We start from the raw sequence: 21,787 nt of genomic DNA on the forward strand, positions 1-21,787 counted from the left end.
CCTCGAAGTCCGGTTTGTTATGTTCTTTTGTAAACTCTAACCCGCAAACCTACAAACAGAGACCGAAAAACCGTTTCGAATCAGAGATCACCCCTGTGGATAGGGACGCTTTTTGTGCTGTACAGGGCGGTTTTTGTGCGCGATAGGCCGGAAAATGTGAACGACAGGGCGGAAATTGTGGGCGGCGGGGCGGAAATTGGGCAAGCCGTCCGACTGCCGGGGCGCTTTTTGTGCGGATCGCGTCGCACGCAACCGGGGTGGTTTTTGTGTTGACACGCCTTTGTTGCCTGATAGAGTGCCGGGGAATCGAACCGAACCAAACGCATGCAAGCTCAGGACCTCACCGCTACGCCGCAGCAACTCGCCTTGGACATCTACGAAGACATGTCCTCGCAAGGCTCGGCTATTTGCGAGTCCACGAGGGACATAGGCTTTCTGCGCAACAACATTTTCACGCGGGTCGGTGGCCTCGGCATCGCCGCACGCCGCGTGCTGGACGCCGCCTACTTCATCGTGGCCACCAAGGCGCCTGATGAACTGATCGACGACAAGGTCTACACCTTCACAGCCGACATCAACTACTTCAAGTGGCTGATGCGCTACGACAGCCGCAACCATAGCCACCTGATCGCGCAAATGCGCTCGGCGGCACGGGCGCGGGTCGAAATCATGACGGCGCCGTCTATCGAAGAACTCACCGAGAAGGATTCGTGGGGCACCATCAGTCTGCTCGGCGACTGCTATATCGAGCGCAACGTCGTTTGCATTCTGCTGGCGGGGCGCGTCATCAAGTACCTGATCAGCCCGTACAAAGCGCATTGGCTGAGCTTGCGCGCATCGACGGCATTTTCATTGTCGCTTGCGCGCGCCATCTACGACCGTCTGATTCCCTGCGAAGGGCACGGCGTGACCGAATGGTTTCCGTTCTCGGAAGTGATCGAGTGGCCCGGCAAGGTCGGCGAATCGCGAAAAGAGGTGAAGGAGTTCAAGAAGCGCTTTCTCGAACCCGCCATCGATCAGCTCAATGAAGTATCTGATTTCGATGTCAGCTGGGAACCCAATGCGGAACGCGTATCGGGCGACAAGCTGAAGATTCGTTTTCGCTTCACGAAGAAGCAGGGCGCCGATGCAGCCCGAGCCGGCATTCAGGACTCGATGTATCTCGTGCTCCACAACGAATTCGCCTTCGACACCCCCGACTTCGAGCGCCTCGCGAGCCGCCGCGACCTCTGGACAGACGAGCGTCTTCAGCAGGCTATCGAATACACGCGTTTCAAGCTGAACGAAGGCAAGGTCACGGTCAGTCCGCGCGGCTATCTGTTCAAGGCGCTCGAGGGCAACTACCGGATCGGCGAGGCGGATCGCAAGATGGCGTCGATCAAGGCGAAGCAACTCGAAGACGACAAGAAGACGCGCCGCGATCACACCGACGCGCAAGCGCAGCTCGAAGCCAGCATCCAGGCTCAGAACGACACGGCCCGCGCGAAGATGGGCGAAGAGACGAAGGCGGGCCGCGAGTTTTTCGAAGCCGCCGATGCGCCGCTGCGGCGGGAACTGTGTCAGTCGTTCGTGAGTCAACTGATTCCGCAGCGTCTCATCGAGAAACAGGGCGTCTCGCGTGAAACCCTGAGCGCCGACAATATCCTCACCGTCAATCGCGTGGTCGCGGATGCATTCTGCTCGCACGTTTTCAACAAGATGAAGAAGGTCAGAGCGGGCTTGAAGCCTGCGTGACCGATGCCAGCGGGACAGCGCTCCCGCGTCTCAACAGGAAGCTGTATGCCCGCGAATCAGGATAGCGTCAGCATGGCGCTCTTTTGCGACTTCGAAAACGTCGCGCTCGGCGTGCGCGACGCGAAGTACGAAAAGTTCGACATCAAGCCCGTGCTCGAACGATTGCTCCTCAAAGGCAGCATCGTCGTGAAGAAGGCTTACTGCGACTGGGATCGCTACAAGGGCTTCAAGTCCGCGATGCACGAGGCAAGTTTCGAGCTGATCGAGATTCCGCACGTGCGGCAGTCGGGCAAGAATTCAGCCGATATCCGGCTCGTCGTCGATGCGCTCGACCTTTGCTACACGAAGTCGCACGTCGATACGTTCGTCATCATCAGCGGCGACTCGGACTTCTCGCCCCTCGTCTCGAAGTTGCGCGAGAACGCGAAGAAGGTGATCGGCGTGGGGGTGAAAAACTCGACCTCCGACTTGCTCGTCGCCAATTGCGACGAATTCATTTTCTACGACGACCTCGTGCGCGAACAGCAGCGCGCACTCGCCAAACGCGAGGCGAACGTCGCAACCAAGCGTCCCGCCGATGCCGACCGGCAGCCCAAGCAGGAGCCCGACGCGCGCAAGTCCCAGGCGGTCGCGATCGCCGTGGAGACGTTCGAGGCGCTGGTGTCCGAGCGAGGGGAGGGCGAAAAGATTTGGGCGTCGGTGCTCAAGAGCGCGATCAAGCGTCGCAAGCCGGGGTTCAGCGAATCGCACTATGGCTTTCGCGCGTTTGGGAATCTGCTCGACGAGGCGCGTTCGCGCGGTCTGCTGGAAGTCGGTCGCGATGACAAGTCCGGCTCTTTTGTCTTTCGTGCGGCCCAGACGGTGAGCACGGATGCGGGGCAGGGAGAAGCGGTAGCGGCATCGGTGGCGGAGCCTCAGGGCAATCAGCGCCGACGCGATAAGCGTAGCGGCCGTAAGGACAAGCAGCATGCCGTTGCGGAGGCCGTGCAAACTTCGGCCGATGACGACGCATTCGAAATCGTGGATGAATTCACGGAGCATACCCGCGAAGACGCGCAATATCCCGCGCAAGAGTCGGCCGACAACGACGCGCTCGCAATTGCCGACGAACCCTCGGGCCACCATTTGCGTGGACGTGGCAGGCGGAATGATCGCCGAGGGTCGCAGCGTCCTGCGCCCGAATTCGCACGCGCTTTGGCTGACGACGACACGTTAGAAGTCGCGGGCCACGCAGTCGTACCCGGCGATCACGATAGTCGCGAAGACGCGTCGGAGCGCTTGCAAGCGTCGCCTGACAACGACGCGTCCGCACTGGCCGACGAACCCACGGGCTATCCACGCGGGCGGGGCAAGCGAAATGGCCGAAGAGACGCGCAGCGTCGCGCATCGAGTGATAACGACGCGTCTGAAGTCACCGACGAACCCGCTGCCCCGATCAACCAGGAACCCACCGTTGCATCTCACACCGAGAAGAAGCCCTCAGCGAGCCGACGCGGCGGGCGAAAGACCGCTGCAAAGAAGGCCGCTGCCGAAAGCGCTGCCGCGTCCTCGGATACAGGCGTGTTCGTGCAGCCTGGCGATGCAACCGACATTCCGAAGCCCGTAAAAAAAGCGCGCAAAACGACGTCACGCACGAGCCGGTCGCGCAAAGCCACCACGCCAACCGACGAGCAGTAAGCAACCTCAGTCGAGACGGAGTCGTTTCAGCACACGACTTCGTCGATGACCACTTCAATCGCTCTCGAAGCCCAGTCGATGAGCGCTGACGGCAAGCGCCGCGCGTTCGCCGAAAGCAACGCAATCAACACCGCGAGCACAATGAGGGGAATGACAAAACGCTTCATCGTTTTGTCGCCCCGATTTCATTCGGGCGGCACTTGCGCAACGAGACGCGCACCGCCAACGAACACGACGAATAGACTGACGTTCGCATTCATCGTCGAGATACACGAAGGGCTCTTTCAAGCGCGAAGTGACGCGCGATGGATTCCGGTCGCGCAATGAAAGCGTGAATCGAAGGCGGCTTCCTTCCCGCCAAAACTGATTCGGATGACGAAATAATAAATCATGCGTCCATCGGTACATCGGTTTTCCTCAAGGCTGCGGCAACAAACCGAGTGCACGTTTCAACGTCATTTTCACGAACTTGTTGTAATCTAGAATTTCGTTCACCGCTTCGTCATCAACAGGAAAAAGACGGCGGCACGACGCACTTCGAAACCATGTCCATGTATGCCGAGTGGAGGAAGCCATGGAGTCAGCCGTTGACGTTTATGCAGGGTTCGAGATTTCCGTGCGCGCCAAGCGCAACGAGCGCGAAGCGTGGGTCGCGGATATCGACGTTCGTCGCGATGGCGCGTCCGTCATCGACGAATGGCCGCAGACCACGCAGCCGGAATGGCGCACCGTCGAAGAAGCGCTACGCGACGGCATAGAGTGGGCGCGTCGCACCATCCGGCATCGCTTTCTCAACGATCCTTCCCACTCCGACGTAGCCGAGCGCGAGCGCGCGCAAACCTGGTTCAACGACGAACTCGAGCATCGGCCCGGAGCGGTCGTGGTGCGCGTCGGTTGAAGCCGCTTCGCCTACGACAACATCATTCCTTGCAATCGAATAGAACAGATGCCCAACGAGATTCCGGAATCGCAAGCTGTCTGTAACCCCATTTCGCGCAGCGCGATCTTTATCGTCGCCACGGTGGCGCACGGACGCGAGCACGGCGACACCGTGCGCTCCTGGTGCGGCGATATCGCCGCGCTGGTCCGCGCAGTCGGCACGCGGGCTCCAACCGCGAATCTCTCTTGCGTGTGCGGCTTCGGCTCCGACATTTGGGACTCGCTGTTCGGCTCGCCACGCCCGGCCGCGCTGCATCCGTTCCGCGAGTTCGGTTCGGGCGAGCGGCGCGCCATTTCCACGCCCGGCGACATTCTGCTGCATATCCGCGCGGACCACATGGACCTGTGCTTCGAGCTTGCCGCGCAAATGCTCGAGGCACTCGGCGATGCCGTTACCGTCGTCGATGAAGTGCACGGCTTTCGTTACTTCGATCTGCGCGATATGGTCGGCTTCGTGGATGGCACCGAAAATCCATCGGGCCGCGCGGCGCAGCACTTCGCGATCATCGGTGAGGAAGATGCGGAATTTGCGGGCGGCAGCTATGTGATCGTGCAAAAGTATCTGCACAAGATGGCCGCTTGGAACGCGCTGACGGTAGAGCAGCAGGAGAAGATCATCGGCCGCAAGAAGCTGTCCGATATCGAACTCGACGCAGCCGTGAAACCCTCGTGCTCGCACAGTTCGCTCACCACGCTCGATGAAAACGGCCAGGAAGTAAAAATCCTGCGTCACAACATGGCCTTCGGACGGCCCGGCGCGGGCGAATTCGGCACGTATTTCATCGGCTATGCGCGTTCGCCCGCGCCCACCGAGCAGATGATGGAGAACATGTTCGTCGGCAGGCCGCCCGGCAACTACGACCGGCTGCTCGACTTCAGTCACGCCGTCACGGGCGGCTTGTTCTTCGTACCGTCGGCCGACTTGCTCAAAGCACTCGCCGACCGCGATCCCGCCGCACAACCCGCGCCCGCATCGTCATCGTCGTCTTCATCCGATGCAACGCCGAGCCGTGCGGACGGCTCACTGAACATCGGTTCACTCAAAGGACAGTCCTGACATGAATAACCTGCATCGCGAGCTCGCGCCCATTTCGAGCGCGGCATGGTCGCAAATCGAAGCGGAAGTGGCGCGCACCTTCAAGCGCTCGCTTGCCGGCCGGCGCGTGGTGGATGTGAAAGGTCCCGGCGGTGTCGATCTTTCGGGCGTGGGAACGGGACATCAGACGGCGATTGCATCGCCTGCCAAGGGCGTGAGCGCGAAGCGTTACGACGTGAGGACGCTCATCGAACTGACGGTGCCTTTCACGTTGCAGCGCGAATCGATCGACAGCGTCGAGCGCGGTTCGAACGACGGCGACTGGCAGCCCGCGAAGACGGCGGCGAGCGAACTGGCTATCGCCGAAGACAGCGCCATTTTCGATGGTTTCGGCGCGGCGGACATCACGGGCATCCGCGAAGGATCGTCCAACGACGCGACGACACTGCCTGCCGACGTAAGCGACTATCCGCGTGCCATTAGTGAGTCGCTCGAAAAATTGCGGCTTGCGGGCGTGGACGGTCCGTACACGGTGCTGCTAGGCGCGGATGCCTACACGGCGCTCGCCGAAGCCAGCGATCAGGGCTATCCGGTGATCCAGCATATCAAGCGCATAGTGGCTGGCGATCTCATCTGGGCGCCTGCCATCAAGGGCGGCTGCGTGCTTTCCACGCGCGGTGGCGACTACGAACTGCATCTCGGGCAGGACCTCTCCATAGGCTATACGAGCCATACGGACACGACCGTGCAACTCTATCTGCGCGAAACGCTGACCTTCCTGATGCTGACGAGCGAGGCGTCGGTGGCGGTGGTCGCTGCAACGGCTTAAAGCGCGGGCCACGCCTTACCTCTCAGGTAATCGACGCACGGCACGGCGCACGCGAAGATGTCTTCACCTCATCAAACGGGAGACATTCGAATGACCGCATACGCCGTGGGCCAACTGCACGAAGTCGAGATGTGCGCGGATATCGTTCAATACCTGGAAGCGATCGATGCGACGCTCGCGCCTTTCGACGGTCACTTCATCATTCACGGTGAACGCCCGGAAATGCGCGAGGGAGCGTGGAAGGGCGATCTCATCGTGATCGCCTTTCCCGATCTCGCGCAAGTGCGCGCCTGGTACGAATCCGACGCTTATCAACGCATCCTGCCGCTACGCACGAAGCACGCGAGCAGCGCGGTGTTCTTCATCGATGGCGTGGATAGGGATCACAAAGCGACCGACATCCTGACTTAACCCGACAGCGGCCGCTCGGGCTCCAGGGCTGCGCCGCCCAGAATGGACGTTGCATCGGCGCGCGCGTGGTTGAGTTGCACGAGGCTCGCCTGACGCGCGGCGAGCGCATCGCGATGCGCTATTGCCGTGAGAATGGCTTTGTGCCGCGGCAGCGACAGCGCATGCGTGTTCGGATGCCGGCTCGTCAGCTTGATCGATTCCGACAGCGCGAGCGACAGCATATTGCCGATATACGCGAGCATATCGTTGTGCGTCGCGGACATGATCGCGCGATGAAAATACAGATCCGGTTCGAGCAGCTCTTCGGCGGTCTGCGCGGCTTCCATGCTCTTATATGCCGCGCCGATACGCTCGATATCCTCGTTCGTTGCAGAGATGGCGGCGAGCGCGGCAGCGGCAGGCTCGATGATCTGCCGCACCGTCATCAGCGAACGAAAGAACTCGCCTTCACGGAGATTGCCGACGGTCCAGACGAGCACATCGGGATCGAGCATGTGCCATTCGTCGCGCGCACGCACCACGCTGCCCACGCGCGGCTTGGAGACGACGAGTCCCTTCGCCACCAGCACGCGCGTGGCCTCACGCAGCACGGGACGGCTCACGCCATAGGTTTCGCAGAGCGCGGGCTCGGCAGGCAGACGTTGTCCCGGCGCGAACACGCCGCTCACGATCTGCATGCCGAGTTCCTGCACGATCCGTCCGTGCATGCTCTTGCGTTTCGCCGGGTTCCGGTAGTCCATATCGATCCGGCCGATGTCCTGAAGTCGCGCCCGTTGCGCCCGTTGCGTCCGCTACGCGGTGGTCGCACGCATCGCGCGATATTCCCGCCGCACGATTTCCATCAGCTCCGCCACCGACGTATTCGCGCTGCGCTGCTCATACGTCACGCGTCCGCGTTGCATCAGGATGATGCGATCGGCGATATCGAGCGTCTGCGCGTAGTTGTGCATGATCATGATGATCGACAGGCCGCCTTTCTCCTTCAGACGCAAGACGAGATCGATGATGAGCGCAGCCTCGCGTGCGCCCATGGCGGCGAGCGGTTCGTCGAGCAACAGAATCTTCGCGTTCGAATTGACGGCGCGCGCCACCGCGATAGCCTGACGTTGGCCGCCCGAAAGACGCTCCACAGGCAGATCGACGGAAGGCACATGCACGCCGATATCGTCGAGACATTGCGCGGCGCGCTCGCGCATCTGCTTGTGATCGAGCAGACGAAACGGGCCCGGCTTCACGATCTCGCGATTCAGGAACATGTTGTGATAGATGCTCAGCGAATTCGCGAGCGCGAGATCCTGATACACACATTCGATACCGAGCGAACGCGCATGATCGACCGAGCGCAGCAAGGTTTCTTCACCGTGTATCTCGAGCTTGCCATCGGTCTGCTGATGGTAGCCCGTGAGTATCTTGACGAGCGTGGACTTGCCCGCGCCGTTGTCGCCCAGCACGCCAAGAATTTCGCCGGAGCCGAGCGAGAACGACACGCCATCGAGCGCCGTCACCGCGCCGAAGCGCTTGACGAGGTTGTCGCCACGCAGCGCATAGCTCGCCGGGGCGGTTTGCAAAACATCGCTCATACCCGGCCTCCCTTGCGGCGAACGCGGCCGATATGGATGTTGAAGATCATCGCGGCGAGAATGGCGGCGCCCAGAATGATGTTGAACGTGAACGCGTTGATGCCGATGAGCGTAAAGCCATCGTTCAGAATGCCCAGCACGGCCGCGCCGATGAGCCCGCCCACGATGGTGCCCGAGCCGCCGGTCAGTGGGGTGCCGCCGATCACGGCCGCCGCGACGGCCAGAAACATGATCTGGTTGCCGCCTGCTTGCGGGTCGATGGACGTAATGCGGTAGCCCTCGAGAATACCCGTGAAGCCCGCGAGCACTGCGGCGAGAACGAAGTTTCCGAGCCGCAGGCGGTTCACCTGAATTCCGGCCTCGCTCGCGCCAATGGCGTTCGCGCCGGCCGCCTGCGTATGCAGTCCCCATCGCGTATGACGTAACAGCACGTGCATGACGAAGCCTATCGCCACCGTCCAGATGATCTCGCTATAGCCCCATCCGCCCATCACGGCAGCGAAGCCCGGTTCGCCCGGCGTGGCCACCGGCGTGCCGCGTGAAAGCGTCAAGGTGATGCCGTTGATGAGAAACAGCGTGCCGAGCGTGGTGACGAATGAAGGCAGGCGCAGCCATACCGTCACCGCGCCATTCACGAAGCCGATGATCGCCGCCGCGACGAGTCCCGCGATCACCGCGAGCCACATGGGCGCGCCCGCGTCGTTGGCGAACACCATCATGAAAGGCGCGAAGGCGAACACCATGCCCGCCGACAGATCGATGTCGCCGCCGATCATCAGCATCACTTCGCCGAACGCGATGATCGCCACCGGCGCGATGAACTGCGAGAGGTTGACGAGACTCGCGTTGCTCAACAGGAAGTCGTGATTGATGACCTGAAAGTACGCGCACAACAGCACGGCCACGAGCAGGATGCGCAACTCCGCCGCCCAGTTCGACAACAAGGCCCCGCGCGGCCGTGGAACGCGCGCGGGAGCTTGTGTCTTCTGCGGTTCGTTGACCGCGTTCATCATGATTTGATCGCGCCGTTCATCGGCACGATCTGCGGCTTGGTCGACTTGCCTTCATAGCGCGTCGACGTGTTGAGATACGGCTCGACCGTGCCCTTGGTGACGAACTTCAGGCCCGTGTTGATGTTGGCAGGCCCGACGAGTCCACCGGAAGCCAGGAACGTGAACGCTTCCACGACCGTATAAAAGCCCTGCACATAAGGCTGCTGGTCGATGGTGAAATCGAGGAAGCCTTCGTGAATCAGCTGGACGGTCTGGGGCAACAGATCGAAGCCGCCGCCGTGCACGCCCTTCGACGGCAGGTTGGACTCCTTCATCACTTGCGCCACGCCTTGCGTGCTGCCTGCATCGACCGCGAACATGCCTTTCAGATCCTGATGGCCGAGATAGAACGCCTTGATCTTCGAAAGCTCTTCGTTGACCGTGGCGCCCGTGGCGACCGTCTGAACGTCGATTTTCTTGCCGGACTTCTTGATCGCGTCGCTCGCGCCATCGAGGCGCGGCTGGATGTTCAACTGTCCCGGCGTCGCGATGAAAAGCGCCACCAGGCCGCTGTCGACGAGACTCGCAATACGCTCGCCCATCTGATAGCCAGAGAGATACAAGTCCTGCCCGATGTACGCGAGGCGCGGGCTCGTCTTGCCGCGCGGCGCATCGGCGTTATAGGCGAACACGGCGATGCCCGCATCGAGCGCGGCCTGGATGGGCTTGTCGAAGGCGGTCGGATCGACGATAGGAACGGCGATGGCATCCGCCTTGGCCGCGATGGCGGAATTCACCGCGCGCACCATTTCGCCCGCATCCGAAGTGGCGGAGCCCGTCCACTGATAATCCATGCCGAGCAGCGAACAGGCGTCCTGAATGCCGTATTGCGTTGGCACGAAGAAAGGATTCGTGGTCACGTGATTGACGAACACGATCTTCCATTTCTTGTGCTGCGGAAATGCGGTTTCCGCGGCCTGCGCCGACGAGATCAATCCGCCCGCGCCGCCGGCCGCGCCGAGAAGCGACAGCGCTGCTCCCAGACCCGCACCCTGCATGAGGCCGCGACGGCCGTTGTTGATCGTGCTCTTGTTGTCTTCCGCGTCTTTTGAATCATGCGCCATGTCTTCCTCCTAGCCCTTTCTCGTTGGTCGATGGGTCGACTGATCGTCGATCATGTTCAGATAGTGAGTGGTGCGGGTTTGCGTCAAATGATGGGATGCTCGTGCAGCTCCGACGTTGTTCTATTTCTTCGATTCATCGCGCTCTCAGGTTCGGCGTGGTGAAGCTCGAAGCACTCGGTTTGCTTCGCTGCAGCATCGCCTCTCGCTGAATTAGCCAAACTATATGCAGCGTTCACGCACGTTTCGATTAGCGTTTTCCCGGTAAGATGAAGCGCAATAGTCATGCTATTTCCAGCATCTCTCAAAGAGTGGGTAAAAGACATGGATGAGCCAAAACGTAAGCTTCGATCGGCCGCCTGGTTCGGCACCGCGGACAAGAACGGCTTCATGTATCGAAGCTGGATGAAGAACCAGGGCATTCCCGATCACGAGTTCGAAGGCAAGCCGATCATCGGCATATGTAATACGTGGTCCGAACTAACGCCGTGCAATGCGCACTTCCGCAAGCTCGCCGAGCACGTGAAGCGCGGCGTATTCGAGGCGGGCGGTTTTCCCGTCGAGTTTCCGGTGTTTTCGAATGGCGAATCGAACCTGCGTCCCACGGCCATGTTCACACGCAATCTCGCGAGCATGGATGTCGAGGAAGCCATTCGCGGCAATCCAGTCGATGCGGTCGTGCTGCTCGTCGGTTGCGACAAGACCACGCCCGCGCTTCTGATGGGCGCGGCGAGTTGCGACGTGCCGGCCATCGTCGTGTCGGGCGGGCCGATGTTGAACGGCAAGCATCACGGGCGCGACATCGGCTCGGGCACGGTCGTGTGGCAACTGAGCGAGCAAGTGAAGGCGGGCAAGATATCGATTCACGAATTCATGTCGGCGGAAGCGGGCATGTCGCGTTCGGCGGGCACCTGCAACACCATGGGCACCGCATCGACCATGGCGTGCATGGCCGAAGCGCTCGGCGTGACCTTGCCGCACAACGCCGCGATTCCTGCCGTCGATGCACGCCGCTATGTGCTCGCGCATTTGTCCGGCATGCGTATCGTCACCATGGCGCTCGAAGACTTGCGACTGTCGAAGCTCCTCACGCGTGAAGCATTCGAGAACGCCATCCGCGCGAACGCGGCCATTGGCGGTTCGACCAATGCGGCCATTCACTTGAAGGCGATTGCGGGACGCATTGGCGTCGATTTACAACTCGACGACTGGACGCGCGTCGGACGCGGCACGCCCACGCTCGTCGACCTTCAGCCATCGGGCCGCTTTCTGATGGAGGAGTTCTATTACGCGGGCGGCTTGCCTGCGGTGCTGCGGCGCCTTGGCGAAGCGAATTTGCTGCCGCATCCAAACGCGCTCACCGCGAATGGCCACACGATCTGGGAGAATTGCAGGGAAGCGCCGCTCTATAACGACGAAGTCATCCGGCCGCTCGACAAACCGCTCGTGGAAGACGGCGGCCTGTGCGTGCTGCGCGGCAATCTCGCGCCGAATGGCGCGGTGCTGAAGCCGTCGGCGGCGACGGCGTCGTTACTCAAGCATCGCGGGCGCGCGGTCGTGTTCGAAAACTTCGACGACTACAAGCAGAGAATTGCCGATCCCGAACTCGAGGTCACGAAAGACTCTGTGCTCGTGATGAAGAACTGTGGACCGAAGGGTTATCCGGGCATGGCTGAAGTCGGCAACATGGGTTTGCCGCCCAAGATTCTCGCGCAAGGCGTGACCGACATGGTGCGCGTATCCGATGCTCGCATGAGCGGCACCGCTTATGGCACCGTCGTGCTGCACGTTGCGCCGGAAGCGCGCGCGGGCGGTCCGCTGGCTATCGTGCGCAACGGCGACTGGATCGAGCTCGATGCCATGCAAGGCGTGCTGCGTATCGATATCGACGAAGCGGAGATCAACACTCGGCTCGCAGCATGGAAGGCGGCGAAGACCGAGACGCCCGCGGACCAGAGCGGTTATCGCAAGCTCTATGTCGATCATGTGCTGCAAGCCGACGAAGGCTGTGACTTCGACTTTCTCGTGGGCTGCCGGGGCGCGGAGGTGCCGCGTCACTCGCACTAGACACGAAGCGCACCGAACTATTTTGATTTCTCGTTGACAACGCGAATTTCGGCGCACTAGTATCGACTCCATTCCTTACGGCCCGACAACGATGTCCGCCTGAGGACCCGGCGCAGAAGCCCCCTGACGAACCGTGCGTTCGTCAGGGGGCTTTTTTTTGTCTGTTTTCCTGGAGAACCTCAATGTTGCCAAAGCCGTCTGGCTGGATGCGTCTGGCCCTGCTTGCAGGACTTGGTCTCTCGTCGCTTGCTGCCAGCGCGGCAGACCCCGTGAAAATCGGCTTGCTCGAAGATGCTTCGGGCAACTTTGCGCTTGCGACCATCCCGAAGATCCACGCGACGCAACTCGCCGTCGATGAAATCAACGCAAAGGGCGGCATTCTCGGGCGCCCCATCACGTTGATCGCGTATGACACGCAGTCCGACAATACGAAGTTCCAGGAGCTTGCCCGGCGGCTCGTTCAGACCGACAAACCCGACGTGATTTTCGGCGCGTTCTCCAGCGCGTCGCGCGAGGCCATTCGTCCGATCATGGACCGCGCCAAGCAACTTTATTTCTACGATAACCAGTACGAAGGCGGCGTCTGCGACAGCACCACATTCGTCACGGGCGCCGTGCCCGAACAGCAGTTCTCGACCTTGCTGCCGTGGATGATGCAGAAGTTCGGCAAGAAGGTGTACACCATCGCGGCCGACTATAACTTCGGCCAGATCTCGGCGGAATGGGTGCGCAATATCGTCAAGGAAAATGGCGGCACGATGGTCGGCGAGGAATTCATTCCGCTTTCTGTTTCGCAGTTCGGCCAGACCATTCAGAACATTCAGAAGGCCAAGCCCGACTTCGTCGTGACCTTGCTGGTGGGCGCCAATCAGGCTTCTTATTACGAGCAGCAAGCGTCCGCGCATCTGAACTTGCCGATGGCGAGTTCGGTCAACGTGGGCCAGGCCTACGAGCACAAGCGCTTCAAACCGCCCGCGCTCAAGGACATGTACGTGACGGCGAATTATGTCGAGGAAGTCGATACCCCCGCGAGCAACGACTTCAAGAAGCGCTTCCACGCCAAGTTCCCGAACGAGCCGTATATCAACCAGGAAGCGGCCAACGCTTACGACGCCATCTATCTGTACAAGGCGGCGGCTGAAAAGGCCAAGACCACTGATCAGGCGGCGGTGCAGAAGGCGCTGGAAAGCGGCATTTGCACGGAAGGCGCGCAGGGCAAGGTGTGTATCGATCCGAAGAGCCACCACGTGAGCCACACGATCTACCTCGTGCATGTGAAGGACGATCACTCGGTCGACATTCCGAAAGTATGGGACGACGTGCAGCCTTACTGGCTCGGCAAGGTCGGCTGCGATCTGCCGAACAAGCCGGATCATCGTCAGTACACGCCGACGAATCTGCCGAAGAAGTCGTAAGTTGAGGAAACGGCGCGCCGCTCGTCACGAGCGAAACGCGCCGGCAACCTGGGTGACGCATCATGGCCACGGTGTCCGTACTTTATTCGCTCGTTTATCAGTTCGGCGACAGCTTCGCTTATCTCGTGCTCGCAGCGCTCGGTCTTGCCGTGATCTTCGGCATGATGGGGGTGATCAATCTTGCGCATGGCGAGTTCATCATGTGCGGCGCGTATGTGACGATCATCGCGGCGAAGCGCGGCGTACCCTTACCGCTCGCGATGCTGCTCGGCGCGATCGCCGCTGCGATAGCGGGCGTCGTCATCGAACGTCTGGTGATACGTCATCTCTACGACCGTCTCTTCGATTCGGTGGTCGCGACGTGGGCCATCAGCCTTATCGTGCAACAGACCATGCTGCTGGTCGCCGGGCCGTCGATAGAAGGCATCGGCACGCCGTTCGGATCGTTCTATGTCGGCGAATACTCGTTCTCGGTGTATCGCGCCGTCTTGCCGGTGATCGCGCTCGTGATTTTGTTCGCGTTGTACCTCCTGTTCTTCAAGACCAACTATGGCGTCTGCGCACGGGCCACCATACAGAACGCGAACATCGCGCAATGTCTCGGCTTGCGCACGGACCGGCTCTACACGCTGACCTTTGCGCTCGGTGCGGGGCTCGCGGGGCTGACCGGCGCGCTCTATGCACCGACCATGACCGCCGTGCCCACGATGGGCAGCAACTTCATCGTGCAGGCGTTCGTCTCGGTGGTGGTCGGCGGCGCCAACGTCATTGCGGGCACCACGCCTGCCGCTGCCGTGCTCGCGGTGATACAGACGGCGCTCACTGCATCGTATGGTCAGTTGTTCGGGCAGATCGGCTTGCTGGTGACGGTGATCGTCGTCATCCGGCTGATGCCGCAAGGCCTCGGCAATCTGTTCACCCGCTTGCGTTAGGAGCCTCGTGTGAACAAATCAATCGCATTGAAGTGTCTGCCGTGGCTCGTCGCATTTTGCTTGCCGATGGTGATCGACGCCACCGCAAGCGGCAATCTCGCCTACTGTCTCGTGTGGGCTTTCAGCGCCGTCGGACTTGCGGCGATGTGGGGCCACGGCGGCATTCTCTCGTTCGGACAGACCGCGTTCTTCGGGCTTTCAGGCTATACGTATGGCGTCTTTACGCTCAACTTCGGCGACTACTGGTATCAGTCGTGGCTCGGCGTGATCGTCGGCTTGCTGGTGAGCGTCGTGGTGGCCGCGTTGATCGGCTACATGATCTTCTACGGGCGCATCAAGGGTGTGTTCATCGGCATCGTGACCTTGTCGGTCACGCTCGTGCTCGAAACGTTCATGGCGCAGACGGCGGGGCCGCAATGGACCATCGGACAGGCGCCGCTCAACGGCTACAACGGCATGGGCGGCATGCCGCAGCTCACCATTCCGTGGCCCGGCGGCACGCTCACGCTGGAGAACGCGAGCTTCTATTACCTCGTGCTGGTATTGCTGCTGATCGTGTATGCGATCACTAAACGCCTGCTCGACGGAACCTTCGGACTCACGCTCGTCGCGATCCGCGAGAACCCGCAGCGCGCGGAAATGCTGGGCGTGGATATCCGCCGGCATCAGTGGATGATCTTCGTATTCGGCTCCACGCTCGGCGGCCTGTCCGGTGCGCTCTATACGATCTGGGGGTCCTATATCACGCCATCGACGATGGGACTCACCGCAGCCGCAATGCCCGTCATCTGGGTGGCAACCGCGGGCAGGCAGAGCATCGGCGGCGCGATCATCGGCACTGCATTCCTCGTGTGGCTCTCGCAGAACCTCGCGGTGTACGGCAGCCAGTACGCGCTCATTCTGATGGGTGCGATCCTGCTGATCGTCGTGCTCGCGGCGCCCGAAGGCTTGCTGCCATCGTCGGCGAAGTTGCTGCGACGACTCTTCGAACGCGACCGGACGCATTCGCATGGCGCGATCAATGCGCACAAGGAGAGCAAATCTTGACGGCCTTACTCGAAACGCGCGCGCTCAAGAAGCACTTCGGCGGCGCGCATGTGATCAACGGTATCGACTTTCAGATCGATGCGGGCGAGATACGTTGCGTGATCGGTCCCAATGGCGCGGGCAAGAGCACGTTCTTCAAGCTCATTACCGGTGAACATAAACCATCGGACGGCAGCGTGTATTTTCTCGGCCGCGACATGAACCATGTGTTGCCGCATGAGCGCATACGCATGGGCATGAGCATCAAGTTTCAGATACCCGGCGTGTTCCCTGACCTCACCGTGCGCCAGCATCTGCAACTGTCGCTGCATCGCGCGAAAGATGACAGGCCCGAGAGCATCGACGAACTCTTGCAACGCTTCTTGCTGGCGCAGGAAGAGCATGTACCGGCGCGCAATCTTTCGCACGGCAAGAAGCAATGGCTTGAAATAGCGATGGCCGTATCGCTGCGCCCGAAGCTACTCTTTCTCGATGAACCCGTGGCCGGCATGTCGGTGGAAGAGACGCACGCGACCGGCGAACTCATCAAGCAACTACGCGACGATGGTCTCACGATGATGGTCGTCGAACACGACATGACCTTCGTGAAGCAGATCGCAACGCGCGTGAGCGTGCTGCACGGCGGACGCCTTCTCGCCGATGGTCCGCTCGATGAAATCCTCGCGCGCGACGATGTTGCCGAGGTTTATCTGGGGAAGAAGCAATGAGCGCCTTCTTCGAGGTATCGGGCGTGGAAGGCGGCTATGGCGGCGGACGCGTGTTGAATAGCGTGTCCTTCGGCATAGAACGCGGCGAAGTGCTCGCAATGATCGGCCGCAACGGCGTGGGCAAGACCACGTTGATGCGCGCGTTGATCGGACTCGTGCCGTTGAGCGCGGGAAGCATTGCGCTCGATGGCGTCGAGCTCGGGCATGCGAAGCCTTACGTGCGAGCGCAGCAAGGCATCGGTTATGTGCCGCAAGGGCGCGAGATATTCGGCATGTTGACCGTGGCCGAGAACCTGCAGGTCGGTGCACAGGCCAATCGCGCGCAGGCTGCCGAAATGAAGGCAAAAGTCGTCGAGTACTTTCCGATTCTCAAGGCGCGTTACCGGCAAAAGGCGGGCACCATGAGCGGCGGCGAACAACAGCAACTGGCGATTGCGCGCGCGTTGATCAGCGCGCCCAAGGTGTTGTTGCTCGATGAGCCGTCCGAGGGCATTCAACCGTCGATCGTCACGCTCATTGGCGACACCATTCAACGGATTGCGCGGGAGGCGCGTATCGGCGTATTGCTGGTCGAGCAGGACATGGGCATGGTGGAGCGCATTGCGTCGCGCTGCTGCGTGATGGACAAGGGCCGCATAGTCGATACCCTGAGCCCGGCGCAACTCGGAGACGAACAACTGATTCGCCAGTATCTGGCACTGTGAAGGAGCATCGGACATGAAATGGCTTGAAGATTCGATCATGATGAAACGTGGCGTCGGCGCGAGCCGCGAGCCGGTTGAGCACCATCTCACGGAAGAGTTGCAGCAGACGTTCCACTACACCATCGGTCCTTATTCGCAACCGGTGCTGCATGTGAAACCGGGCGACCGTATCGTGGTTGAAACGCGCGATGCCTTCGAAGGCAAGATCAAGGAAGAGACCGACAAGCCATCCGAACTGCTGACCGTGCCGTTTCTCAATCCGCAGAACGGACCCGTCATGATAGAAGGCGCGGAGAAGGGCGACGTGGTGGCCGTGTACATCGAAAAGATGTCGCCGCGCGGTGACGACCCGCACGGCTTCTGCTGCATGATCCCCAACTTCGGCGGCCTCACGGGCACGGACTACACGGCGCTTCTCAACGAGCCGCTGCCCGAGATCGTGCGCAAGATCAAGATCGACGAAGAGAACGTCTATTGGAGCAAGCGCAATACGTTGCCGTACAAGCCGCATATCGGCACCTTGAGTCTTTCGCCGGAGATCGACTCCATCAACTCGCTCACGCCGGATTCGCACGGCGGCAACATGGATGTGCCCGACATGGGGCCAGGCAGCATCACCTACTTGCCGGTGCGCTCGCCAGGCGGACGGCTTTTTATCGGCGATGCGCACGCCTGCCAGGGCGATGGCGAAGTGTGCGGCACGGCGGTGGAGTATCAAAGCACGACGACGGTGCGCGTCGATCTCATCAAGGGCTGGAAGATCGATTGGCCGCGACTCGAAAACGAAGACGCGCTGATGAGTATCGGTAGTGCGCGTCCGTTGGAAGACGCCACACGCATTGCGTACCGTGAGCTCGTGTTGTGGATGGCCGCCGAATATGGTTTCGACAAGTGGGATGCATATATGATGCTGAGTCAGGTAGGCAAGGTTCGGCTCGGCAACTTCGTCGATCCGAAATACACGGTGGGCGCCATGGTCGCGAAGCGCTACCTGAAATAACACTCAAATAAAGGCGTGCGACGCTCGAGTTCACGCGTTGCGCGTCCGTACATTTCCGGTGAGCGTGTCACGCTATGGCTTTGTCCGATCCCATCAAAGTGGGCCTGCTTTCTTCCACGAGCGGCGCGACTGCACTGCTCGAACGTTCGCAATGGCGCGGGGCCGCGCTTGCAATGGCCGAGATCAACGCGTGTGGTGGCATTGGCGGGCGCGAACTCGTGGCGGTTCATTACGATCCCGCGTCCGACCCGGCGGCATTCAGAGAGCGGGCGGAACGGCTCATCATGAAAGACGGCGTGAACGTGATCTTCGGCGGTTATACGTCCACGAGCCGCAAGGCCATGTTGCCGGTGGTCGAGAAGCACAATCGTCTGCTCATTTATTCGCAGCAGTATGAAGGCTTCGAGTATTCGGACAACATCATTTATAGCGGGGCATCGCCGAATCAGAATGGCGTGCAGTTGGCCGACTTCATGACGGAGACGTTCGGTGCGCGTGTGTATATGGTCGGCTCGCGCTATGTCTATCCGTATGAGTGCAACCGCACGATGCAGGAATTGCTGTTGCAGCATCCGGAAGGCGCGATTCTCGGTGAACGTTATCTTCCGCTCGATGTATCGCGCGAGCCGTTCGCCGAAGTCATCGCGGACATCAAACGCAAATCGCCCGACTGGATTTTTTGCACGCTGATCGGCGCCACGGTGCCGTATCTCTACGAAGCCTATGCGCGCGCCGGCCTCGATCCCGCGGTGATGCCCATTGCCAGCCTCAACACGTCCGAGACCGAGATTCATGCAATGGAACGAGGAATCGCACAAGGACACTACACGGCCGCGCCTTATTTTCAAAGCATCGATACGCCGGAGAATCACGCCGCCGTGCGTCATCATCAGACGCGCTTTGGCGCCGATACACCCACCGACATGAACTGGGAGGCTGCGTACTATCAGATGCACATGTTCGCCGAAGCCTGCGCGCGCGCGGGCTCGGACGAGATCGGCACGATCATGCCGCATCTGCTCGGCGCGGAGTATGCGGCGCCGCAGGGACGCGTGCGTATCGACCCGGTGAATCATCATATGGCGTTGTATCCGCGTATTGGCCGCGCGAATGAAGACGGTCACTTCAGCGTGTTGCGCGAGTCGAAGATCGCGGTCGCGCCCGATCCTTATATGACGCACCAGACGCTCGGCGATTGGGTGACCAAGCTGAGCTTGCGGGACTACTGACGTGAGCACGCGAGGCGACAGAGGACAGCGCAGTCTGACTGGCTCCATTCTGGAGCGCAGTCCGCGCGTGATCGTCGTGCATCCGGACGATGACGACGGCCTCACGTTGACGAGCCATTTGCGACGCATTGGCTTCGAGGTCGAACGCGTATGGCCGCCCACGGATGTGCTGCCCGATCACGTGGATCTCGTGTTTCGGGCGTTGCGGCCCGACGAACGCGCGCCGCAGGACGAATGGCTCGGTCCCGACGCGCCGCCGCTCATCTGCGTCATCGGCTACGAGAACCCGACGTTTATCGATCAGGCCATCAAGATGGGATCGGACGGCATCATCACCACGCCCATACGCGCGTCAGGCTTGTTGTCGGCCATCGTCATGGCGCTCTATCACGCACGACGCGCGCGTCAACATACGCAGCGTATTGCGAAGCTCGAACAGAAGCTGCTCGACAGTCGGCATTTGAGCGAGGCGAAGAGCATCCTCATGCTCATGCATCAGATCAGCGAGAGTCAGGCTTACGACATGCTCAGGGCGCAGGCGATGGAAAAGCGCGTGACTATCGACGATATCTGTCACTCGGTCATTCAAGCGGGCGAAGTGCTGCAGCTCAAACGCTGCGCCGCGCCCGGAGAGGAAAGTTAGGCACAGGAGCCACGGACATGGACTTGCAACTCAAGGGATTGAAAGCGATCGTCACGGGCGGGACCAAGGGCATTGGCCTGGCCATTGCACAGACGTTGGCGAAGGAGGGCGCGGATGTCGCCATCTGTGCGCGCGATGCGGCAAGCGTGGCAAGCACGGCGGATGCGCTCGCGGAACTGAGCGGCGCGCGTTCGCTGGGCGCAGCCGTCGATGTCGCCGACGGCGCGGCGCTCGAGACCTGGGTGCAAAGCGTTGGAGAGGACTGGGGCGGTATCGATATCATCGTCGCCAATGTGAGCGCGCTCGCCATCGGCAACGACATCGAATCGTGGCGCAAGGAGTTCGAGACCGACTTGCTCGGCACAGTTCATCTCGTCGATTCCGCCATGCCCTACCTCGAAAAGAGCGCGGCTGCATCTATCGTGGCCATTTCCAGCGTGTCGGGACGCGAGATCGATTTCGCGGCGGGACCGTATGGTGTTTTCAAGGCGGCGCTCGTTCACTACATGCAGGGGCTTGCGAATCAGCTTGCCGCGAAGGGCATTCGCGCGAACACGGTGTCGCCCGGCAATGTGTACTTCGAAGGCGGCGTGTGGGACTGGATCGAGCATAACGATCCCGAGCTCTTCGCCAAGGCGCTCGCGTTGAACCCGACAGGACGTATGGCAAAGCCGCAGGAGATCGCGAACGCCGTTGCGTTCATCGCGAGTCCGGCGGCGAGTTTCGTGAGCGGCGCCAACTTTGTCGTCGATGGCGCGCTCACTCGCGGCGTGCAGCTTTGAGCGGCACAGCGGCCCTTACATCGGGTTCGCGGCGACGAAGTTCTTGAACGCCGTGTACTTCGGCTTGATGGTCCTGCCGTCGTTCTGCATCAGACCGTAAGGACCTTCGCCGCCCACCGGGTCGTCATAGAGCTCGTAAGTCTGGATGGACTGGATGTTGTATTGCCTCGCGAGCAGCACGAACTCCGCCATCATCAGGTTGCCGACCAGATAGTTCGCGGTTTGCGTGTCCGTGCCATAGCTCGGGCGCACACCGAATTCGTTGATCCAGATGGGCTTATTGAACTGCGCGAGCGCCGCGAGCACGTTGTGGCATCCGGTGCCGCCGCAAGCGTTCACGATGTCGCCCTGATCCGAATACCAGTGCCATGCGGTAATGTCCCAGCTCACGATGGGGTGATTCGTGGTGCCGTCGGGTTGCGTGCCGTTGGCGAGCATCTGATCGAAGCCGTAGTGCATCCATGCGCCGCCGCCCATGACGATCTTGCCCGCCGTATCGACGGACTTCACGCCCGCGATCATGCCGCGGATCACGCCGCGTGCAATCTGAAACTTCGCGTTGTCGTAGTGCTGCGGATAGATGCCGTCCACGTTTCCGGTGAGGCATAGCGCTTCGAGCTCGTTGCTGACTTCATAGTACGGATAGCGATATGCGGCCGCCGTCTGCTGACCGAGCGTGAAGGCCGCGTTATAGGCATCGGCTTCGCTGCGGTAGTTTAGGTCCATCAGCATGACGGGGTAAACGGTCACGCCGCCTGCGGCCATCGTCGTTGCGATGCCGGCGAGCTTGGTCGCACCATACGCGCTGAACACTTCGTTGCGATACATCTTCACGCCTAGATCCTGCAACTGCGAGAGTTGCAGCGCGGGGCTCGATATGTCGTAGGCGCCGCCTTCGTTGTTGTGGCCGTTCGCGCCATAGAAGATCGAGTGCACGGTCAC

22 protein-coding genes are annotated in these 21,787 nt (G+C 60.8%); 16 read left to right on the forward strand and 6 right to left on the reverse strand.

The window, feature by feature from the left end; all coding sequences use genetic code 11:
• Nucleotides 1-324 precede the first annotated feature (324 nt).
• A complete protein-coding gene (locus tag ACYQ47_RS13720) occupies nt 325-1,734 on the forward strand; it encodes a replication initiation protein (protein WP_250467778.1) in 1,410 nt (469 codons plus the stop codon).
• 45 nt (nt 1,735-1,779) lie between these two features.
• On the forward strand, nt 1,780-3,411 hold the full coding sequence (locus ACYQ47_RS13725; protein WP_459905686.1) for an NYN domain-containing protein: 1,632 nt from the start codon (nt 1,780-1,782) through the stop codon (nt 3,409-3,411).
• A 26-nt stretch (nt 3,412-3,437) separates the two neighbouring features.
• Here ACYQ47_RS13725 and ACYQ47_RS13730 read toward each other — a convergent pair whose 3' ends face one another.
• Complete coding sequence (locus tag ACYQ47_RS13730; RefSeq protein ID WP_459905687.1) at nt 3,438-3,578, reverse strand: hypothetical protein; 141 nt, start codon at nt 3,576-3,578, stop codon at nt 3,438-3,440.
• 407 nt (nt 3,579-3,985) lie between these two features.
• On the opposite strand from ACYQ47_RS13730, the gene ACYQ47_RS13735 reads away from it, so the two are divergent.
• The 4 genes from ACYQ47_RS13735 to ACYQ47_RS13750 all read left to right on the forward strand — a co-directional run bounded on the left by ACYQ47_RS13735 (nt 3,986) and on the right by ACYQ47_RS13750 (nt 6,626).
• The gene (locus ACYQ47_RS13735) at nt 3,986-4,309 is read left to right on the forward strand and encodes a DUF6566 family protein (protein WP_250467782.1); all 324 of its coding nucleotides are present in this window, start codon (nt 3,986-3,988) and stop codon (nt 4,307-4,309) included.
• A 48-nt stretch (nt 4,310-4,357) separates the two neighbouring features.
• Entirely contained in the window at nt 4,358-5,407 is a 1,050-nt protein-coding gene (locus ACYQ47_RS13740) for a Dyp-type peroxidase (RefSeq protein ID WP_459905688.1), read from the forward strand.
• A 1-nt stretch (nt 5,408) separates the two neighbouring features.
• The gene (locus ACYQ47_RS13745) at nt 5,409-6,215 is read left to right on the forward strand and encodes a family 1 encapsulin nanocompartment shell protein (RefSeq protein WP_459905689.1); all 807 of its coding nucleotides are present in this window, start codon (nt 5,409-5,411) and stop codon (nt 6,213-6,215) included.
• A 90-nt stretch (nt 6,216-6,305) separates the two neighbouring features.
• A complete protein-coding gene (locus tag ACYQ47_RS13750; protein WP_459905690.1) occupies nt 6,306-6,626 on the forward strand; it encodes a DUF1330 domain-containing protein in 321 nt (106 codons plus the stop codon).
• Here the strand turns inward: ACYQ47_RS13750 and ACYQ47_RS13755 are convergent.
• From ACYQ47_RS13755 to ACYQ47_RS13770, 4 genes are read right to left on the reverse strand one after another with little or no spacing between them, the layout of a single operon-like run.
• Nucleotides 6,623-7,366 carry a FadR/GntR family transcriptional regulator gene (locus ACYQ47_RS13755; RefSeq protein WP_244831068.1) on the reverse strand — a complete coding sequence of 248 codons (744 nt, stop codon included), beginning with the start codon at nt 7,364-7,366 and terminating at the stop codon, nt 6,623-6,625. The two genes, ACYQ47_RS13750 and ACYQ47_RS13755, sit on opposite strands and share 4 nt — an antisense overlap.
• A 51-nt stretch (nt 7,367-7,417) precedes the next feature.
• Nucleotides 7,418-8,206 carry an ATP-binding cassette domain-containing protein gene (locus ACYQ47_RS13760; RefSeq protein ID WP_244831069.1) on the reverse strand — a complete coding sequence of 263 codons (789 nt, stop codon included), beginning with the start codon at nt 8,204-8,206 and terminating at the stop codon, nt 7,418-7,420.
• Nucleotides 8,203-9,216 (reverse strand): ABC transporter permease, encoded by a 1,014-nt coding sequence (locus ACYQ47_RS13765; RefSeq protein ID WP_244831930.1) that lies wholly within the window; start codon nt 9,214-9,216, stop codon nt 8,203-8,205. Before ACYQ47_RS13765 ends, ACYQ47_RS13760 begins: the two co-directional genes overlap by 4 nt.
• Nucleotides 9,216-10,322 (reverse strand): sugar ABC transporter substrate-binding protein, encoded by a 1,107-nt coding sequence (locus ACYQ47_RS13770; RefSeq protein WP_244831070.1) that lies wholly within the window; start codon nt 10,320-10,322, stop codon nt 9,216-9,218. The genes ACYQ47_RS13765 and ACYQ47_RS13770 overlap by 1 nt, the downstream gene beginning before the upstream one ends.
• 321 nt (nt 10,323-10,643) lie before the next feature.
• Here ACYQ47_RS13770 and ACYQ47_RS13775 point away from each other — a divergent pair, with 321 nt between their 5' ends.
• The 10 genes from ACYQ47_RS13775 to ACYQ47_RS13820 all read left to right on the forward strand — a co-directional run bounded on the left by ACYQ47_RS13775 (nt 10,644) and on the right by ACYQ47_RS13820 (nt 20,845).
• Complete coding sequence (locus ACYQ47_RS13775) at nt 10,644-12,386, forward strand: IlvD/Edd family dehydratase (protein ID WP_310391091.1); 1,743 nt, start codon at nt 10,644-10,646, stop codon at nt 12,384-12,386.
• Nucleotides 12,387-12,568: 182 nt separating this feature from the next.
• Complete coding sequence (locus tag ACYQ47_RS13780; RefSeq protein WP_244831072.1) at nt 12,569-13,801, forward strand: urea ABC transporter substrate-binding protein; 1,233 nt, start codon at nt 12,569-12,571, stop codon at nt 13,799-13,801.
• A 62-nt stretch (nt 13,802-13,863) separates the two neighbouring features.
• Nucleotides 13,864-14,733: an ABC transporter permease subunit gene (locus tag ACYQ47_RS13785; protein ID WP_244831073.1), complete on the forward strand. Its 870-nt coding sequence runs from the start codon at nt 13,864-13,866 to the stop codon at nt 14,731-14,733.
• A 66-nt stretch (nt 14,734-14,799) separates the two neighbouring features.
• A complete protein-coding gene (locus ACYQ47_RS13790) occupies nt 14,800-15,780 on the forward strand; it encodes a branched-chain amino acid ABC transporter permease (protein WP_250511420.1) in 981 nt (326 codons plus the stop codon).
• Nucleotides 15,777-16,487, forward strand: a complete 711-nt coding sequence (locus ACYQ47_RS13795; protein WP_250493837.1) for an ABC transporter ATP-binding protein — start codon at nt 15,777-15,779, stop codon at nt 16,485-16,487. The genes ACYQ47_RS13790 and ACYQ47_RS13795 overlap by 4 nt, the downstream gene beginning before the upstream one ends.
• A complete protein-coding gene (locus ACYQ47_RS13800) occupies nt 16,484-17,191 on the forward strand; it encodes an ABC transporter ATP-binding protein (protein ID WP_244831075.1) in 708 nt (235 codons plus the stop codon). Before ACYQ47_RS13795 ends, ACYQ47_RS13800 begins: the two co-directional genes overlap by 4 nt.
• A gap of 13 nt (nt 17,192-17,204) precedes the next feature.
• Nucleotides 17,205-18,191: an acetamidase/formamidase family protein gene (locus ACYQ47_RS13805; RefSeq protein ID WP_309964562.1), complete on the forward strand. Its 987-nt coding sequence runs from the start codon at nt 17,205-17,207 to the stop codon at nt 18,189-18,191.
• Between the two features lie 74 nt (nt 18,192-18,265).
• Nucleotides 18,266-19,420 (forward strand): transporter substrate-binding domain-containing protein, encoded by a 1,155-nt coding sequence (locus ACYQ47_RS13810; RefSeq protein WP_250527119.1) that lies wholly within the window; start codon nt 18,266-18,268, stop codon nt 19,418-19,420.
• A 1-nt stretch (nt 19,421) separates the two neighbouring features.
• A complete protein-coding gene (locus ACYQ47_RS13815; RefSeq protein ID WP_244831078.1) occupies nt 19,422-20,063 on the forward strand; it encodes an ANTAR domain-containing response regulator in 642 nt (213 codons plus the stop codon).
• A 17-nt stretch (nt 20,064-20,080) separates the two neighbouring features.
• A complete protein-coding gene (locus ACYQ47_RS13820) occupies nt 20,081-20,845 on the forward strand; it encodes an SDR family NAD(P)-dependent oxidoreductase (protein ID WP_309964564.1) in 765 nt (254 codons plus the stop codon).
• A gap of 15 nt (nt 20,846-20,860) precedes the next feature.
• Here the strand turns inward: ACYQ47_RS13820 and ACYQ47_RS13825 are convergent, their stop codons facing one another.
• On the reverse strand, nt 20,861-21,787 hold the full coding sequence (locus ACYQ47_RS13825) for a lipopolysaccharide biosynthesis protein (protein ID WP_459905691.1): 927 nt from the start codon (nt 21,785-21,787) through the stop codon (nt 20,861-20,863).

The organism is Caballeronia sp. HLA56 (genome assembly GCF_054655155.1).

Bases quoted from the DNA above. Each gene is read 5' to 3' on its own strand.
- ACYQ47_RS13805 (WP_309964562.1), top strand. From the start codon at position 17,205: ATGAAATGGCTTGAAGATTCGATCATGATGAAACGTGGCGTCGGCGCG.
- ACYQ47_RS13735 (WP_250467782.1), top strand. From the start codon at position 3,986: ATGGAGTCAGCCGTTGACGTTTATGCAGGGTTCGAGATTTCCGTGCGC.
- ACYQ47_RS13730 (WP_459905687.1), bottom strand. From the start codon at position 3,578: ATGAAGCGTTTTGTCATTCCCCTCATTGTGCTCGCGGTGTTGATTGCG.
- ACYQ47_RS13765 (WP_244831930.1), bottom strand. From the start codon at position 9,216: ATGAACGCGGTCAACGAACCGCAGAAGACACAAGCTCCCGCGCGCGTT.
- ACYQ47_RS13740 (WP_459905688.1), top strand. From the start codon at position 4,358: ATGCCCAACGAGATTCCGGAATCGCAAGCTGTCTGTAACCCCATTTCG.
- ACYQ47_RS13755 (WP_244831068.1), bottom strand. From the start codon at position 7,366: ATGGACTACCGGAACCCGGCGAAACGCAAGAGCATGCACGGACGGATC.
- ACYQ47_RS13790 (WP_250511420.1), top strand. From the start codon at position 14,800: ATGGTGATCGACGCCACCGCAAGCGGCAATCTCGCCTACTGTCTCGTG.
- ACYQ47_RS13785 (WP_244831073.1), top strand. From the start codon at position 13,864: ATGGCCACGGTGTCCGTACTTTATTCGCTCGTTTATCAGTTCGGCGAC.
- ACYQ47_RS13760 (WP_244831069.1), bottom strand. From the start codon at position 8,206: ATGAGCGATGTTTTGCAAACCGCCCCGGCGAGCTATGCGCTGCGTGGC.
- ACYQ47_RS13775 (WP_310391091.1), top strand. From the start codon at position 10,644: ATGGATGAGCCAAAACGTAAGCTTCGATCGGCCGCCTGGTTCGGCACC.
- ACYQ47_RS13725 (WP_459905686.1), top strand. From the start codon at position 1,780: ATGCCCGCGAATCAGGATAGCGTCAGCATGGCGCTCTTTTGCGACTTC.
- ACYQ47_RS13820 (WP_309964564.1), top strand. From the start codon at position 20,081: ATGGACTTGCAACTCAAGGGATTGAAAGCGATCGTCACGGGCGGGACC.
- ACYQ47_RS13750 (WP_459905690.1), top strand. From the start codon at position 6,306: ATGACCGCATACGCCGTGGGCCAACTGCACGAAGTCGAGATGTGCGCG.
- ACYQ47_RS13770 (WP_244831070.1), bottom strand. From the start codon at position 10,322: ATGGCGCATGATTCAAAAGACGCGGAAGACAACAAGAGCACGATCAAC.
- ACYQ47_RS13720 (WP_250467778.1), top strand. From the start codon at position 325: ATGCAAGCTCAGGACCTCACCGCTACGCCGCAGCAACTCGCCTTGGAC.
- ACYQ47_RS13810 (WP_250527119.1), top strand. From the start codon at position 18,266: ATGGCTTTGTCCGATCCCATCAAAGTGGGCCTGCTTTCTTCCACGAGC.
- ACYQ47_RS13780 (WP_244831072.1), top strand. From the start codon at position 12,569: ATGTTGCCAAAGCCGTCTGGCTGGATGCGTCTGGCCCTGCTTGCAGGA.
- ACYQ47_RS13745 (WP_459905689.1), top strand. From the start codon at position 5,409: ATGAATAACCTGCATCGCGAGCTCGCGCCCATTTCGAGCGCGGCATGG.
- ACYQ47_RS13800 (WP_244831075.1), top strand. From the start codon at position 16,484: ATGAGCGCCTTCTTCGAGGTATCGGGCGTGGAAGGCGGCTATGGCGGC.